Genomic DNA, 16,451 nt, shown 5'->3' on the forward strand with positions numbered 1-16,451 from the left:
TGATGACGGTGGACGCGCGAATCTGGGGCGCCGCTTCTGCTTTTCCGACCAACAGGCCAGGAAGGAATGCTGAAATTCATTGCTTTAACGGGCCAACAGTCCGGGCCCTTCAGCCAGAACCGCGGCAGCGCTCGGACCACCCGCCCGGCAGCACGAAAGGAAAGCCAGCAGCGTGGAGGGAGAAGTCAGTCACACCTCATATCATCTTACACAGGGCGGCCTGAAAACCTGGCTGCTCAGAAGAATTACTTAAAAAGACCCTAGGGACACTTTGAACGGAAGACCTATTTTCCTCCCTTATCCGTAAACCCGGTCGCCGGCTCGCTCAGGTTGGCAGAGCCTTGTTTTCGCACCTGGACCCAATCTCGGAGGTCGCCACATGACGCAAAACCACGTCTGGTACGTCTCCTTCGTTGACGAACGCGACGCTCCGCCCGAAAGGCATGCGCGAAGGACTACGACCTTCAAATCCGAGCAGGAAGCAAAGCAGTTCACCAGGACGCTGGCGCAGGACCGGCGTGTCAAAGGCCTTTCGGCCGGAACGATCAACCCGCACCAGCCGAAACGCGTCGTCGGATCCAGAGAAATCGGCCGGTGGCTCGGCGACATCTAGGGCGCCTACTCGTAAATCTCCGTCAACGTCCGTTTCGCTCCGATACCGACCGCGTATGTGCAACTGGCAAATGACGCGATGGGCCATGCGGTCATTGGGACGTTCAGAGTTGCCCGCTCGCCCGATCTCCGATGAACGCGGCCGACGAGATTGCCAATAGTGCTGCGATCTCATTCGCGGAGGTCCACGGGAAGGGCGACCCGCGTGGTGGCCGAACTTTTGATTTGTCGCAATTTGAAAGGGTTCGCCTCCGTTATTGTGCCAATTCGTCAACCTGGGCCAGGACATGCTTAAGGACCCGCTGAAAATTCCAGTCCTCGTATCCCATTAGGCGAATGCACTGTGGTCGACCTGTTCGAAGACAGTGAGGGGGAAGCAGGCGGATCTAGGGGTCCGCTCGACACTCTCTGGGCGCGTCTGAAGGAGCATCCGCTGTCAAGGGTCGGACCGGGGCTCATCACCGGGGTCGCTGACGACGATCCTAGCGGGGTTGCCACTTACTCCCAGGCGGGAGCCCAATTCGGTCTGGACATGCTGTGGACGATGCCATTGGCCTACCCGCTCATGGCCGCGATCCAGGCGATCTGCGCCCAGATTGGAAGGGTCACCGGCAAAGGGCTGGCGGCCAATATCAAGGCAGCATTTCCACCAATCGTGCTCAAATGCGTGGTTCTGCTGCTGCTCGTGGCAAACACGCTGAACATCGCTGCCGACGTTGCTGCCATGGGTGAAGTCGCCGAGCTGGTCAGCGGTATCGACCGGCATCTCATGACTACGATCTTCGTGCTGGCAACCCTGCTGCTCCAGATCCTCGTGCCGTATCATCGATATGTATTCTTCCTAAAGTGGCTCACGCTTTCGCTCCTGGCCTATGCAGCGGTCCTGTTCACCGTTCACGTGCCATGGGGTGAGGTCGCGCTGAGAACGGCATGGCCAAGGCTGACCTTGAGCTCCGATTTTGCCGCGGTCGTCGTCGGTGTGTTCGGGACCACGATCAGTCCCTACCTGTTCTTCTGGCAGGCCTCTGAGGAGGTCGAAGATATGCTGGCTAAGCCAGGCTCTGAGCCACTGTTGCACGATCACGCCAGCGCACCGGTCGAACTGCGGCGGATACAGTGGGACACCTGGAGCGGAATGTTCTACTCCGACCTCACGGCCTATTTCATCATCCTCGCAACCGCTGTGACCCTTCACGTCGCGGGAATCACCGACATACAAACGGCCGCCCAGGCGGCAAGCGCACTACGGCCGCTTGCCGGAAATTTTGCCTTTGTCCTCTTCGCGCTTGGCATTCTCGGCGTTGGCCTCATCGGTGTGCCAGTCCTCGCCGGTTCGGCCGCCTACGCTCTCGCAGAAGCGATGGGCTGGAAATCCGGCCTGGAGAGAAAGGCGACGGATGCGCGTGGCTTCTATGGTGTGATTGCCGTTAGTGTGCTCGCAGGGCTGGTTATCCAGTATTCGCCGATCAGTCCGATGAAAGCGCTGTTCTGGAGCGCGGTGATCAACGGGGTCGTTGCGGTCCCGCTGATGGCCGTCATCATCCTGCTGGCTTCAAAGAAGAGTGTGATGGGTCCGTTCACTTCGAGCCGGCCGATCGTGGCTCTTGGCTGGATTGCCACAGCGGTGATGGGCCTAGCCGCTGTACTAATGTTCGTTCCGAATGCGAGCCAGTAGCTATGGCTGCGCGCTAATGAGCCCGCGGCCTAGTACCGCCATGCGCAGACGCCGCCTCGGATATTAGACTCGGTGATCGGCCAGACGCCCGTCGGGTCCGAAGCCCAATTGCGGTCAGGGTGAATATTGCAGAGGATTATCGCTCCAACATCAAGAACGTCCAGATATGTCACTCTCACGACATTGACGCGACCACATCCAACATCACCTCCGTCGCGCCGCCGGCAATGGAGAGGATGCGGGCGTCGCGCGATATGCGCTCAATCGGGCTCTCCCGCATGACGCCCATGGCGCCGTGGAACTGCACGCATGCATACACCACCTCGTTGACGAGTTCGCCGCAGATGGCCTTCAACATCGAGATCTCGCGCATGCAGTCGTCGTCCGCCGCCATGCGCCAGGCGGTGGCATAGAGAAACGCGCGGCTTGCCTCCACCTTCGCAGAAAGCATCGCAAGACGTTGCCGGATCGCCTGCATGTCCCAAAGGACGCCTCCGAATGCGCGGCGCGTTTTCACGTAAGTGAGGGTCATATCGATCGCCGCCTCGGCCATCCCGATAGCCATGGCGGCGAGGACAAGGCGCTCGTTCTGCAAGTTGCGCATGATGGAGTAGAAGCCTTGCCCCTCCGCGCCGAGCACGTTATCGGCAGGAATGCGGCAACCGTCGAAGACGAGCTCGGCCGTATCGGAGGAGCGCCAGCCGAGCTTGTCCAGCTCGCGAGCCACGCTGAATCCTGGCGTCCCCTTCTCGACGAGGAACATCGTGATCCCGTTGCTCCCTGCCGCGGAATCAGTCTTGGCCGCAACACAGTAGAGATCCGCGCAGACGCCGTTAGTGATGTATAATTTCGTACCATCAAGCACGTAGGAGTCGCCGTCTCGGCGCGCGCGCGTACGGATGGCCTTCACGTCCGAGCCCGCATCCGGCTCCGTGATGGCGATCGCGGTGATCGCCTCGCCGCTCACGATGCCCGGCATCCAGCGAGCCCGTTGGGATTTGGTCCCGTCGTGAAAGACATAACCGGAAGCCATCTCGGCATGGACCAGCATTGCGTCTGCGGCGCCGGCATAGGTGGAGCGCCCGAGTTCCTCCGCGAAGACCGTCGATGCGACTGCGTCCATCTCGGCACCACCGTACTCGGCCGGATAGCGGATCCCGAAGAAGCCAAGTTCGCCCATGCGACGCAGGACCGGACGCGGAACGCCCCCCTCCTCCTCCCAGCGATCTGCACAGGGCTTGATTTCCTCCTCGACAAAGCGGCGGACCTGGTCCCGTAAGAGCTCATATTCCGGCGCCGCCCAAGGCAGCCCCGGTTCTTGCTCAGGTACCCAAGCCTTGTCCATCATCTTCATCCGCCCCGCTATGATTTGCGGCCGTTCCGATCGACTAGAGTTCGATTTCCTCTCGCGGTCCGCCCGAGAGTGAAGAGGCTCTGGAATCGGCCACCCAGCGCATCCCATCGATCACTTCCGCCAGTTCGGCCACGGTCGGGCGCTCGAACAGGTTGCGAAGCTGCACGTCGACGCCGAAGATCTTTCGCATGCGCGCCACCGCTCTCACGACCAGGAGCGACTCTCCGCCCAGGTCGAAGAAGTTGTCGTGGCGTCCGATCGACTTGAGCTTGAGCAGATTGCACCACAGGGCAGCCAAAGTCTTCTCGGTCTCTGTTGACGGGGCGACGAACTCGTGTGCCGGCTGAATGCTATCCGCCGTCGGCTCGGGAAGCGAGGAGCGGTCGATCTTACCGTTGGACGTGAGCGGCATCCGTTCGAGGCAGACATAGTGCGTCGGAATCATGGACTCCAGGAGTTCTTCGGCGAGGTGGGCGCGTAGCTCCGCCACGGTCAGAGGTTTCGAGGAGACATAGTAGGCTACAAGTCGCGTGATTGCGCCTTCCTCAGCATTTCCCACGGCAGCGGGAATGGCAACGACCGCGCATTCCTGAACCTGGGGCTGCTTGAGAAGCCGCGCTTCGATCTCACCCAGCTCGATACGCGTGCCACCAACCTTCACCTGATGATCCGCGCGGCCGAGAAATTCCAAGCGCCCTTCCGAGTTCCAGCGGGCAAGATCGCCCGTCTTGTACAGCCGCAGCCTCGAAAAGCCATCTCGGGGATCCGTAGCCGTGCGGAAACGCTCGTCGGTCAAATCGGGGCGATTAAAATAACCTCTCGCGAGACCATCGCCTGCGATGAACATCTCGCCGATGACGTTGGGGCCGGTCGGGTGATATTCCTTGTTGAGGACGTAAATTCCCGCATTGGCGGCCGGAACGCCGATCGGCACCGATGCGGAGCGATCCTGATCTTCGTCGAACCGATGAATCATGCAGCCCACTGTGGCTTCGGTTGGTCCGTATTCGTTGTAGATCTCGACAGGATGAGGGATGGCTTTGGTGATGTCGCGAGCCAGCTCGGTCTTGAAGTCCTCGCCACCCACAATGAACTTGCGCAATCGCGTGGCCTCAAGATCGCGATCGCGGATCATCGCGAGATGCGCCGGCGTCAGCTTGATGATATCGACGGCATTGTCGTCCACGACCTTGAGCACGACCATGTTGCTCAACCCGGGATCACCAAGATAGACCACGATCCGGCCGCCCGTGATGAGTGGCGCGAAGAGCGTTGTGACGGTCAGGTCGAAGGCAAGAGATGAGAAAAGCGGCCATGCGAGCGGCTGGCCGGAACTGTACACCCGCGCGGCCCACCAGATGTAGTTCACGAGGCTGCGGTGCTCGATCTCGACGCCCTTGGGAGTGCCGGTCGAGCCCGAAGTGAAGATGATATAGGCGATGCCCTCCGACGTCGCGGCGGACGGTCGGGCCGAGGCCGGCTGATTCAAAATCGAGCCGAAATCGGCGTCGAGCGTGAAAATGTCGGCAAGCTCCGGCGAGATGGCGGATTGCAGACGCGCCTGAGTGATCGCCACCGGCGTTTGCCCACCGGTCCCGTTGGAAATGTCTTTCAGGATTGTAGCAATGCGTCCTTTCGGCGTCGCCGCATCAATTGGCACATAGGCTGCTCCGGCTTTGAGGACGCCCAGGATCGCAACGACGACCTCGAGGGAGTGCTCCATGAAGACAACGATGATCCGACCCGGGCCCACGCCCTTTGAGCCCAGATGCGCGGCCATCTGGTTGGAGCGTTCGTCGAGCTGCCGGTATGTCAGCATTGCATCGCCAAAGCGGATCGCCTCGGCATCAGGACTGCGCGTCACTTGATCACGAAAGAGATCGATGATTGTCCTGTCCGATGGGTAACGCGCCGAGGTGGCGTTGTAATCGACGACGAGCGCCCGATGAGTGGCATCTTGCAGCGGAGGAAGCGCCACGCTCTCCGCCACGATAGGTAGGACTTCATTCATGAAATGCGCTCCCATCCGGCAAGTTTAGAAATCGGATCACGTCAATCTCCGAGCTTTCGAGTTGCCCGGCGATAGAGCTCTGCGACGGCAGGTGCGTCAGGCTCTTCCAGCATGGAGACTTCGTCGCAGTCCTCGGGGCCGAAATAGAATTCGGCATCGGGCGCGACGAGCCGCCATCGATGAGGTGCTGCGCCCGATCGCAGCCAAGCCTTGTTCGGAAGGAATATGCACACGCGGCCTGAGTACGGAGTCGGAGTGTACCGCCGAAATGCCGCCATCGCCGTGGATTTGAGCAGAGCTCTGCTGGCCAGCACCGGATCTGTCGCGACAGGCGCCTTGCGAACGAGGGGCATGACGGCACGCTCGTGAAGGCGACTGCCGAAATATCGGAGACGAGCGCCAAATGTCGGTAACTTCGCCATCGATCTCCGGACCGATCGGATCGTCCCCCAGGCAGAGAAGTACAGCAGACGCAGCAGTTCCTGGTGGGTGGCGGGGTGAAGAGGACCAAAGAGAGCGACGCATGGAACGTCCGCTCCGCGCCTTGTGAGGATTTTGGCCAATTCGAAAGCGGTTGGACCGCCGGAGCAGTATCCGGCGATGATGTACGGACCGACCGGCTGATACTGAACGATTTGGCCAGCGAAGTACTCGGCGATGTCCTCGACGCGGTCCATCGGCTCGCTCTGCCCGTCGAATCCAGGCGGTTGAAGTGCGTAGAACGGTTGATCGCCACCGAGGTGCTTCGACAGGTCCGAGAATGAAAAGGGTGCGCCGACATGCCCCGGTACGGCGTAAATGGGCGTGCGCGTTCCGCGCGACTGCAGGGGAATGATCGCAGGCTGCTGTGTGGTCGCGGCGGTCGCCATGTTCAGAAAGGCGATGATCTCACCCTTTCGCCCCTGCAATTGATCGCGAAGCTCCGCCGTCATCGCGCCGGCCGGTGCGCTGCACCGGAGCCGATCGCCCTCGACCCAGACCTTGATGTCCTTGACCGCGAGGTCTGCAAGCAGTTCCGAAAACTGCGTCACGCGCGCTTGCATAGGCTATTCCCGTGCTCTCGACTGCGACCGCGAGGTGTCTCAAACCAGCGCGGCTTGGAATGAACTTGGGTGCCTTCCAGGGCTGGGCACCCCGCTATCCCCAGTGAATGATTACATCGCGGAAGCTCCAGTCCGGACAACCATTCATTTCCGAACAACCACGCTCCCGAGATACCCCGTTTTGGGTACGAAACTTCTGACAACCCAATCCTTTTCATCCGAAGAGCTGGGGTATCCCAAGCCGCATCCCAGGCCCTTGGAAATAGCCTCCAGCCGGGTCCAGCGCCGGAAGAAGCCTTCCAGCCGGTCGTCCGGACCGAGGGCGGTATAAGACTCGTAGTCCGAGGCGGAAAAGCACAGCGCGGCGATCTCGTCCGCTTCGGGCACGGGGAGAACTGCCTCGATGTCCACTCCGACCTCTCGCCCGGGCGAGAGGGCGACGACTGCCACATCTGCGGATCGAGAGACGCTGAAGTGCAAATTGCGAGAAGGCATGCGGTGCGGGAGCTGGGGTTTACCCAGCTGTCCGAATTCCAGCTCGACATCGGATGGCGAGACTCCGAGTCTGGAAGCGAGGATCTGGCGCAGCTGTCCACGGCAAACAATAAAGCGGCGGCGGTCCCGCTCCGACTTCAACCCATCAGCGCGCCTACGCTCCGCTTCGTTGAGGAAGACGCCTATCGCGCGAACGATATCCTGCCTCACATCGAGCATGCATGCGAGAACCTCCAAGCCATCATCCTCGAGAACCGGCACCATGATCCCGGCCCTCGGCTCAGCTGCCTTATCAAGGAGGCCCGAAAAGGACGCTGCTTGCTCGACATGAGTCTGACTGACGTCGCATTCGGCGAGCTGCAACAATCGAGGCCCCGAGCGGGCCAAGGCAACTTGAAAACTCCGGCTCGAAGCCAACGCGCCACGACCATCGGCCCCGCCAGAAAGCCAGGTAAGGTCGAGCTCAGGCCGGTCAAGCGTCATACCTGGATTCCAATCGCAGGAGCGCTCATGCGCACCGGAGCATTCCTTCTGGAGCGGCAGCTCCCGTTCTCGCGGATTTCTTCGATTGAACAATCACGTAGGCGCGAAAACAAGCAGTCCTGGTGGATATTTAGGTGTATGGATGGGCTACATCAAAAGACCTAGGCCCCTGACATCCTTACGCTTTGGCTTCCTGCCTAATCGTTGCGCTGACGGAGTTCGCGCGCCGTCTCGATGAATGTCCGTCTTGGGCTAGTCACTGCGGAAAGACTCCTCTCGACATGGCCCATTTGGGGCATGCCCGGGGACAAAGCGTGCCCGCGAGGGAGCAGTTGCGATGCGATGGACGTTGAATCGCGCCATCGACAGTCAAGCGCGAACCAATGCGGCGAAACGGTGCTTCCCGCCACCGGTCATACATTACACCGTGCACCCGAGCGCCAGGTCGGTTGATATCGTACCAAGTCAAAAAGCTTGCGTGCTAATCGGAAGGCAAGCCGCCTTGCCCTGCGTATGAGACCGCGAGCGTAGCAAGAGCTGTCCTGTTGCCGATCTCGAGCTTGCGAAAGATGTGGTGGAGATGAACCTTGATGGTGCCGTCAGTAACATTCAACCGACGGCCAATCTCCTTGTTTGACAATCCCTCCGATACCAGACGCATGATCTGACGCTCCCGGTCCGTCAGTACGGCAAGATGCTTCTCCAAAATCGCGGACTGCCCAGAAGAGATAGCGAGCTCGCTCGAAGGCGCAGGAAGCATCCTGTGGCCGTCCGCGACTTGCCGCAATGTCTGCAGAAGAGTTTCGGGCTCCTCGTCATTCAGGATAACACCAAAGGCGCCCACTTCTGCCAACATGGTGAGGTCGCGATCCTCAACGGAGGATGCGAGGAACACGAGCCGGACGGCAGGCGCCCGGGAATTTGCGATACCGAACAATGCCTGCCCAAAAATGTCAGGCATCGATATGTCCAAGATGGCGATATCGGGCACGAGAGCGCGAATTGCATTGAAGCAACTCGCACTATCGCTGCATCGAGCAGCAACCCTGAAATCACGTTCTGCTTCTAGCAGACAGTTCAGACCCAATAAAACAACGGGAAATCTGCTAGCAATAACCACACGACTGAAATGCATTTTCGGCCAATCCTCAGTCCCTCCAGTTCAAATCGGCACCCCAATATCGCTCCTAGGCTACTTCAATTTGGGGCATTCAAGTAAAATTTTGTCATCGCGGCCAAGCCCGAATCCCGCGAATATGCAATTTTAAATAGCATCATGGCATTGACGCCGCCCAAAGCGAGCGCTGTCGACAGGTCTCCGGAGATCGCCCCCGTAGAACACCGGCCTGAATATTACGGGCGACATCCCAAACAACGTCTATAACCAACGGCATATATGGATATTGGGGATTAGCATCTAATATTAGTAAATCTTTTGACGCATGCTCAGGGCTTTTTTCGCCCCAAATTTCTGTCCAAGCGACCGGAATCTGAAGAAGCAATTTCAATGCGTCGCTGTGTTTTGGCTTGGCAAGCCATCTAAGAAACGAGTCGGGTTAAACCGATGAGCCTGTTTCATATTTTGTAGCGTCCAGGAGAGTTCCATGAGACGACAATATTCTTTTTCTATTGTGCTTGGTGGTGAAAACAGTCTTCGGAAAGAAGGTCTCGCCAGAATTCTAAATTCCGAAAATTTCCAAGTGTTAGCCTCAATAGCCGATGCCGACGGTTTGCCCGGTAAGGTTAATGTGGAAGGTGCTTCAGTCTGTCCGGCACTGTTCCTCATTGTCCATAGCGGCGATGATTTCGGCCCTACAATCGAGCAGATCGAGTGTTTCAAGCGCCGTCACGCGGATGGACGCATTGCCGTCGTTGCAGATCACTACCGACTGAGCGAGTTGACTGCTGCGATCCGAGCCGGCGCCACCGGCTATTTCATCGACGTGATGAACTGCGATACGTTCATCAAGTCCATCGAGCTCGTCATGATGGGCGGCACGGTATTTCCGACCGACTTCTTGACGTCCGCTCTTGATATCGAAAAGCGTGACGCGGACGGTGTCCCTCCACGCCTCGATGATAGTCATGCCATGGCGAACGCGGATAATGGCAGGCTCGCACAGCAGCTTTCGCCGCGAGAAATCTCCATTCTCCAGTGTCTGATCGAAGGCGATTCCAACAAGTGCATCGCACGCAAGATCGATATCGCGGAAGCTACGGTGAAGGTTCACATCAAGGCGATCCTCCGCAAGATTCGTGTTCAGAACAGAACACAGGCGGCGATCTGGGGGCTGAACCATCGACCTACAGCTCGGCCATCAAGCGGGACGGCGTACCCGGCCGCTGACGCAACCGAACGCCTGCTCCCACCGAAGAGAGAACTTCCTAAGATCGCGAGGACAAGCCGGCCCGCGACGCTCGGTTCAATCGACCATGCGGTAAACTACTTCGAAGTGCCTCTTCCTAACGGCCACGCCCGCAAGGAAATCGGTTCGAAGGCCGACGGGGCGATCCGACTGCGGAAATAGCCGAAATTGGATCGGCCCCCATCGGGAAGCTTTCCGTCGGATTTCTCGAGCTGGAGTTCGTGCCGCATCGATGGATGCGGCACGCATCGATGTGGCGATCGGCACCATTGGTGCCGGCCGCTTTGGTGTCAGCGCAAACGCTTGACGCGGGCGTTGCCAGGACAATGCAAGCACCTGGTGATCGTGCACGTGTCGTCTTGATTTCGGTCAATCTCCGCGGGCTGGAGTCGTAGTCGCGATCCCGGATTTCGCGGGCAGACGCGGAATGGAAGTGGAATCAGTATGATCCTGTTGACCGGAGGCGCCGGCTATATCGGGTCACATATCGCGGCCGCCCTACTCGACGCCGGGCTGGATGTCGTTGCGATCGACAATCTCTGCAACAGCAATCGCGCGTCTCTCGAACGAGTACAAGGCATCTGCGGGCGATCGCTCGTATTCCGGCAGATCGATATCTGCGATGAGGACGCGGTTTGCGAGATCCTGCGCACTCACGGCGTAACCGCGGTCATTCACCTCGCCGGGCTCAAGGCGGTCGGCGAGTCCAGCACTCAACCCATGACGTATTACCAGAACAACGTGGTTGGGACGATGCGACTCGTGTCGGCGATGTCGCGTGCCGGTGTGAAAACGCTGGTCTTTAGTTCGTCCGCAACGGTTTACGGCACGCCCGCATACCTGCCGCTGGACGAGAAGCATCCCGTAGGTCCGATAAATCCGTATGGTCGCACAAAGTATTTTGTCGAAGAGATATTGAGGGATCTCCATGGGTCCGACAGCGATTGGCGGATCGCCATCCTGCGCTATTTCAATCCGGTTGGTGCCCACGAAAGCGGGCTCATCGGAGAAGACCCGCTCGGCGTACCCAACAATTTGTTGCCACTTGTGGCGCAAGTAGCCATCGGGCGACGCGAGAAGCTGCACGTCTGGGGAAATGACTACGATACTCCGGATGGCACCGGCATCCGCGACTTCATTCATGTCGTCGATCTTGCATCCGGACATCTGAGCGCCTTGAACGAGCTGAGACAACCCGGCGTGATGACCATCAATCTCGGAACAGGAAGCGGCAGCAGCGTCCTGGAGGTGATCAAAACGTTCGAGACCGTGAGCGGCCGGCCAGTTCCGTATGTGATTGACCAACGCAGGGCCGGTGATGTCGCCACCTGTTACGCGGATCCGACGCTCGCCAAGAATCTGCTGGGCTGGACCTCACGGCGATCACTGACACAGATGTGTACAGATCATTGGCGCTGGCAGATGCAGAACCCGAATGGCTATCGCGGCGGCTAGAGCGGGATGATTTTTGGTTGAATCGGCTTGCCGCGGGTTCGGTTCACCTCTCCCCGTCGGGGAGAGGTCGGATTGCTCTCGGCGATGCGAAGCATCGTCCGGTGCAATCCGGGTGAGGGCTCTTGCTCTCTCGATAGACCGTAACCCCTCACCCGATTTGCTGCGCAAATCGACCTCTCCCAAGGGAGAGGTGAACCTCCGATGCCGATCCAGCTCAACCTAATCTCATCACGCTTTAGATCGCAGGAAGCAGCCCTGCAGGAAGCGCCGATCCGCCACCAGCCACGATCCGAGCCCGCGGTTCGGCCGGATATCGGCAGGACCGCCCTAACCTCCTCCAGGCGCGGTACGGCGGGCCGGAAGGCCGTACCTTGCGTCCAGGCCGCCCAGGGCTAGCAGCAGCCCCGGCGGGCGCCGCCATTAGGTCCCGCTAAGCGTCCCTCTCCGGGGACCGTCCTGCAAGGCGAGGACAATGCGGCGTCGTTTGAGGAAACGCCGTGGTCGGTCCTGTCGAGGAACTGGCTCATTGTCCCTTAAGGGAGGCAGCCAATAGCCACAAACAACGTTTCCGGCGGAATTGTCTGTCCGGTAATAAAAGCGAGCCAGCGACCGCCGTAGGCGCGGCCATGCCATTCCCAGAATATCGACGCCGACGAGCGCCACTTAATTCGGCGCGTAAGCTCTTCGCATAAGCGAAATCAGCCCGGCGTGCCCAGCGCAACAGATCTCGCGCGCGTCGAGGCCAAAATGCCTCATTTTGAATTCCGGCGTGTTTCGATGAGTTCGCAAACGACGCTGCACGACCACGCTGCGCCGGTGAAGCGATTGATGACTATTGCAGTGCTGAGACCTGAACTCGACACTGAATAGACGCCGCCGCTCAGAAGCCCCGCAATGACGATCGCGAGTGCGATGATAGCCAGCCGATCCACAGTCCTCTCCAGGGATGCTCAAGGTCAACAGCGAGGTTTGACCGCTTTCGGGAAGTTTTGCTGACCTAATATGCGGTACTCATTTTGGTAATCGAAGATCCCGCACTGAAAGGACGCCGAACAACGAGGTAGGACAGCTGGGAAGAGCGCTTCATTTGCTGTGCTCGCCGGCCAATGTCTTGCTTCGATATCGCCTTAGGCCGTTGCTGTTTGCCTCGCGAAAAACTGAAGAATGCTTCAAGGACCCGCTCGTGCCGTCACGGCCACCGGTTCAGGCTCTCGAACATTCGAGCCCGTCAGGACGGGCGGATCGACGTCGAGAAAATCAACGACCAATGCTTCACGAGGGCAAAACCGCACAGGCCGGACCTCGGGCCGGCCTGTGGTACGCAAAAGATCACGGGCAATACCGTGAGAGCGGGCCTCACATGCGAACCCGTTGGGCCAAGAACGGCCGATTTGCCTGAGGCGCCGCGTAGGAGAACCGGCCTCGCGCAGATAAATCCCGCACGGACCGGCAATCCTTTAGCTCTGAGGCTTGGCCAGGAGCGAGTTCTGTGTCCAAGCAGAGCCACTCATGGCTACAGCGATCATACCGCCATTGGCCCCACCGGAGCTACCCGCCAGATACTGGTTCAGCAGCGCAAAGCTGCTGCTTGCCTGAGACGCGGCGGGCGTGCCTTGATATCCCGACCAGTCGGTCGTCTGCGGGGCGGCCGTTGCCAGCGTACTGGTGTCAAATCCAAAACCCGTAGGATCCAGACCTGCCGGGCTTGCGCCGGCCGCTGGCGTCGACCAACCGGACGCCGACGTCGGCGCCATTCCCATAGCTCCCATGGCTCCCATGGCTCCCATGGCGCCTAGAACGCTGGGGTCGGCCGTTGTAACAGTTGCCGCCGGGGCGGCTATCGCGGCCGCCGGCGAAGTGGTGTCCTGCGCTACAGCCGGCGCGACAATGGTGGTCGGGCTGGTGACCGTAGTTGGGGTGGTGGGCGTGGTCGGTGTGGTTGGCTGTGTCGGAGTTGACGGCGACGTGACAGTCGCCGCCGCCCCCGTCAACAGCGTCATGTTTCGGTAATCGACCGCAACGGTCTCGGGCGCCGTCGACCGATAGACTCCGTACTCCCAATTGGTGCCCTGCCCATAACCTAAGGGGCCGCTGTAGTTCACGACCTGTGTGCCGTTGATCGAGACCTGCAAATACCCGCCACCGGTGTTCGAAACATCGGCCTGTATTTGGATGTTGTTATACACGCCTGTCTGGATTGGATTGGGGTCAGTCCAGAGCGTGAGCATCTGCACATTGCCGGCCCCGTTGCTCGGATCCTGGCCCGGCTGGACGTATCTGGCGACGACCTGCAGATGATCGCCGACAAGCTGGATCGCAAACGGCGGCGAGGTGCCCACGCCGCTCGCGTTATCATCGTTGTGCATCTGTCCGACGATGAACCAGCCATCTGCGGTATTCGTAAATGACCCATTTGGGCCATTTGCCTCCACCATGAACTGATAGTTCAAGTTGAGCGGAGTGCCGCCGGGAATGTTGGCCGCGGCTGAGACCTCGGAGCGGTCGACCGACGAGCTGTCGTACCAGGCATGATCACCCTGCTGCACTTGGAAGCGCAGAGTTTGCGAGTCAGGATTGGTCAGGCTGTAGCTCGTGCTCGCATCCTGCACTCCGTAGACGTCGCCACCGATCGAAAACCTCGTCATCGGTGTGGAAGAAAATGATGTAATTGTCCCGGTCGTATCCAATTCAGACCTCCGTGGGTCGCAGAGATTCTTCTCTTTTGACGTTTACAAGGGAATTCCACTGCCGCGCATCGCGAAGGCGCGCGACATACCACATGCTCACAACACCCTGTGCCGCGAGCAGACTTCCGATGTATCGCGGTGACCGCCAACACATACCGTTGCAGTGGGATTGCCCCCCGACTGCGAGACTTGATTGGTTAATTAGGGAGTATGGCAAAAAAAATGAACTAGCATGGCGACAATGAGAAGCGCGGCCCATGCCTGCCGTTAGGCTAAAATTCCGCGGATAACCGAGCATTTCCCGCGGTGGCCGGTGCCAGCGCTGAAGCAAGCTCAAGAGCGGGATCCACACACCGCATCGCGGCGTCGTCGAGTTAGCCGGGGCCGAAAATCATATACAGCAACATCGTGCCCACAACGGCCGTCCAACCGATCGAAGCGGCAACGGCCCACACCTGTATCGGCATTGATGGCCCCTCGCAATTCAATGATGCAAAACGAAGAGGCCGCTGGCGCTGGACAGCGACCTCTTGGACCCGATCTCAAATGAACGTCTTGGAAATAAAATCGCCGCCGAAGGTCCGTCATGATTAGACGATGAATTCGCGGCGGCGTGAAGCCCAAACACGTCCGATACCCTGCGAAACCATTGAGACGTTGCGAGATCGACACACTATCTGCAGCGAACCCCATCGCCCGACGCATCGTAGACCAAGCCAGGCGCGAGTGACGCTCAAATCGGCATGAAAGCGACAACTCCCGCGCCGGAATGATTCGCCGGGTCACGGAGCCCCCTCGAGCACCTGAGCCCGTCGGGGAGCGAGCCTCGACCGCCTGAAGCTGCATCAGTTCGTGTCAAAGTCCGGTGACGCGTGGCACTCGCCCTCCTGGGCCTTCTGCAAAACCTGCGCTTTGCCAGGCAATTCGCAATTTGTCCCATTTGGCGCCGTCTTGGCGTCTCAGAACACCTTCCTCCGGGGGGACTTTTACGCGCGGTTAAAGCTTGGAAGCGTAAGTTCCGGGTGGGACCTTTCGAGGGAAAGCGCATGGGACAATTACGCCAACGCGTGGTTCAGAGGGATACTCTCGAGGCACGGCTTGCAGAGCGAGCTAGAGAGCTGCGGAACGAGGCCGCAGCCCTTGCCCCGTGTGCAGCCAAGGAAGTGCTGATAAAGCTCGCCGGATACGCAGAAACGAGTGCCCGGTTGAGCGGGAGGCCGTCGTCGCCGGAACTAATGCCCAATTGAACGACGGAAAATAATCCTAGGACTGCAGAGTAAGGCCGCCTTATCTGGCGGCCTTCTTCATTTAGTTCGACCCGATCCCGCACGCCGAGGCTTGATAGCCTGCGTCCTTGATCGAGCAAACCGCCGAGGCCGGCCTCGGGCTTCTAACGGTGCGTCGTCAGCAACGGCTCGACCTTGGCCGATCAAGGTTCGAACGCAACATCGTAGCAAGCGCTTCATGATGAGCGGGCTTGTTCGGCGAGCGGGCCGAACAGTTCGCACTCTCTCTTTTCGAATTCGTCGTCCATGACGTCCGGCTGAAATCAAACCTGACTGTTGTCAGCTAAGCGTTCGGCAGCATACGACCGGATTGAACAGCGAGTTCTCTGCGGCCACTCGCGCGCGTCGCTCGTATCATTCAGTGACGAATGCGACGCCAACCCATGCGCCTTTTCGCCAAACGACGTTGCACGCGTAAGTCCTGCTAGGAGGAACGATAAGCGTGAATCGGTCAGGAAGAGGCGATGGCGGATCATCCGCCTTCAGCGCCGCGCCATTCTCTGTGATGTCGCCGGCGATGCAGCACAGTGACAAATCACCGAACCTGATCAAGGCATTGTCCAGCGATGGATTACGCACAGACTTTCGCCTGTCGGGAAAAGCAATCATTTCCGAGCCCATCAATAACCAATGCAAATTTGAACGATGCTGCGCGAGAAAGATTGCGTTTCTACTAACGATCGAGGCATCTCGTGCGCTGCGGCCAGCAAAGCCGTCACCAAAACAGCCGGTATACGAAAGCGCCTCCCTGGCGCCGGCTCTTCTTAACCTGGTGTGACCAAGCAACAGTCGATCAGCGCGATTTTTGGCAGGCTTCCCACGATGGGGATTTCAGGGCCCAGGGCCGAAGGGCCCCGTCAGGACAAACCATTTCGGGTCCGGCGGCGTACTTTTGCGCGCCTTCTGATTCAGGCGCGGCAGACTCTGCTGTTTAGCTCAAGAAGCCGGCAAGACAGGCTATCAATGCGCCCAACAAAGCGCCTG

Annotated in this window: 12 protein-coding genes; 4 read left to right on the plus strand and 8 right to left on the minus strand. The window is 59.2% G+C overall.

The window, feature by feature from the left end:
• Positions 1-379: 379 nt before the first annotated feature.
• A complete protein-coding gene (locus ACE10Z_RS28420; protein WP_375783710.1) occupies positions 380-613 on the plus strand; it encodes a hypothetical protein in 234 nt (77 codons plus the stop codon).
• Between the two features lie 342 nt (positions 614-955).
• The gene (locus ACE10Z_RS28425) at positions 956-2,287 is read left to right on the plus strand and encodes an NRAMP family divalent metal transporter (RefSeq protein WP_375783711.1); all 1,332 of its coding nucleotides are present in this window, start codon (positions 956-958) and stop codon (positions 2,285-2,287) included.
• 175 nt (positions 2,288-2,462) lie between these two features.
• Here ACE10Z_RS28425 and ACE10Z_RS28430 read toward each other — a convergent pair whose 3' ends face one another.
• The 5 genes from ACE10Z_RS28430 to ACE10Z_RS28450 form a co-directional block, all read right to left on the minus strand.
• The gene (locus tag ACE10Z_RS28430) at positions 2,463-3,641 is read right to left on the minus strand and encodes an acyl-CoA dehydrogenase family protein (RefSeq protein WP_375783712.1); all 1,179 of its coding nucleotides are present in this window, start codon (positions 3,639-3,641) and stop codon (positions 2,463-2,465) included.
• A 34-nt stretch (positions 3,642-3,675) separates the two neighbouring features.
• Positions 3,676-5,652: an amino acid adenylation domain-containing protein gene (locus ACE10Z_RS28435; protein WP_375783713.1), complete on the minus strand. Its 1,977-nt coding sequence runs from the start codon at positions 5,650-5,652 to the stop codon at positions 3,676-3,678.
• Between the two features lie 41 nt (positions 5,653-5,693).
• A complete protein-coding gene (locus ACE10Z_RS28440; protein WP_375783714.1) occupies positions 5,694-6,695 on the minus strand; it encodes a thioesterase domain-containing protein in 1,002 nt (333 codons plus the stop codon).
• Between the two features lie 144 nt (positions 6,696-6,839).
• Positions 6,840-7,673 carry a 4'-phosphopantetheinyl transferase family protein gene (locus ACE10Z_RS28445; protein WP_375783715.1) on the minus strand — a complete coding sequence of 278 codons (834 nt, stop codon included), beginning with the start codon at positions 7,671-7,673 and terminating at the stop codon, positions 6,840-6,842.
• Positions 7,674-8,154: 481 nt separating this feature from the next.
• Positions 8,155-8,808: a LuxR C-terminal-related transcriptional regulator gene (locus tag ACE10Z_RS28450; protein WP_375783716.1), complete on the minus strand. Its 654-nt coding sequence runs from the start codon at positions 8,806-8,808 to the stop codon at positions 8,155-8,157.
• A 469-nt stretch (positions 8,809-9,277) separates the two neighbouring features.
• Between ACE10Z_RS28450 and ACE10Z_RS28455 the strand changes: the two genes are divergently transcribed.
• On the plus strand, positions 9,278-10,201 hold the full coding sequence (locus tag ACE10Z_RS28455; RefSeq protein WP_375783717.1) for a LuxR C-terminal-related transcriptional regulator: 924 nt from the start codon (positions 9,278-9,280) through the stop codon (positions 10,199-10,201).
• A gap of 282 nt (positions 10,202-10,483) precedes the next feature.
• Positions 10,484-11,494: a UDP-glucose 4-epimerase GalE gene (gene galE / locus ACE10Z_RS28460; protein ID WP_375783718.1), complete on the plus strand. Its 1,011-nt coding sequence runs from the start codon at positions 10,484-10,486 to the stop codon at positions 11,492-11,494.
• 752 nt (positions 11,495-12,246) lie between these two features.
• Here galE and ACE10Z_RS28465 read toward each other — a convergent pair.
• From ACE10Z_RS28465 to ACE10Z_RS28475, 3 genes are all read right to left on the minus strand, one after another.
• Positions 12,247-12,426 (minus strand): hypothetical protein, encoded by a 180-nt coding sequence (locus ACE10Z_RS28465; protein ID WP_171948146.1) that lies wholly within the window; start codon positions 12,424-12,426, stop codon positions 12,247-12,249.
• Between the two features lie 525 nt (positions 12,427-12,951).
• The gene (locus ACE10Z_RS28470) at positions 12,952-14,181 is read right to left on the minus strand and encodes a heparin lyase I family protein (protein WP_375783719.1); all 1,230 of its coding nucleotides are present in this window, start codon (positions 14,179-14,181) and stop codon (positions 12,952-12,954) included.
• A 1,640-nt stretch (positions 14,182-15,821) separates the two neighbouring features.
• Complete coding sequence (locus tag ACE10Z_RS28475; protein WP_375789943.1) at positions 15,822-16,088, minus strand: PilZ domain-containing protein; 267 nt, start codon at positions 16,086-16,088, stop codon at positions 15,822-15,824.
• Between the last annotated feature and the right edge of the window lie 363 nt (positions 16,089-16,451).

The organism is Bradyrhizobium sp. Pha-3 (assembly GCF_042258615.1).
In the GTDB taxonomy this organism is placed as follows: Bacteria; Pseudomonadota; Alphaproteobacteria; order Rhizobiales; family Xanthobacteraceae; genus Bradyrhizobium.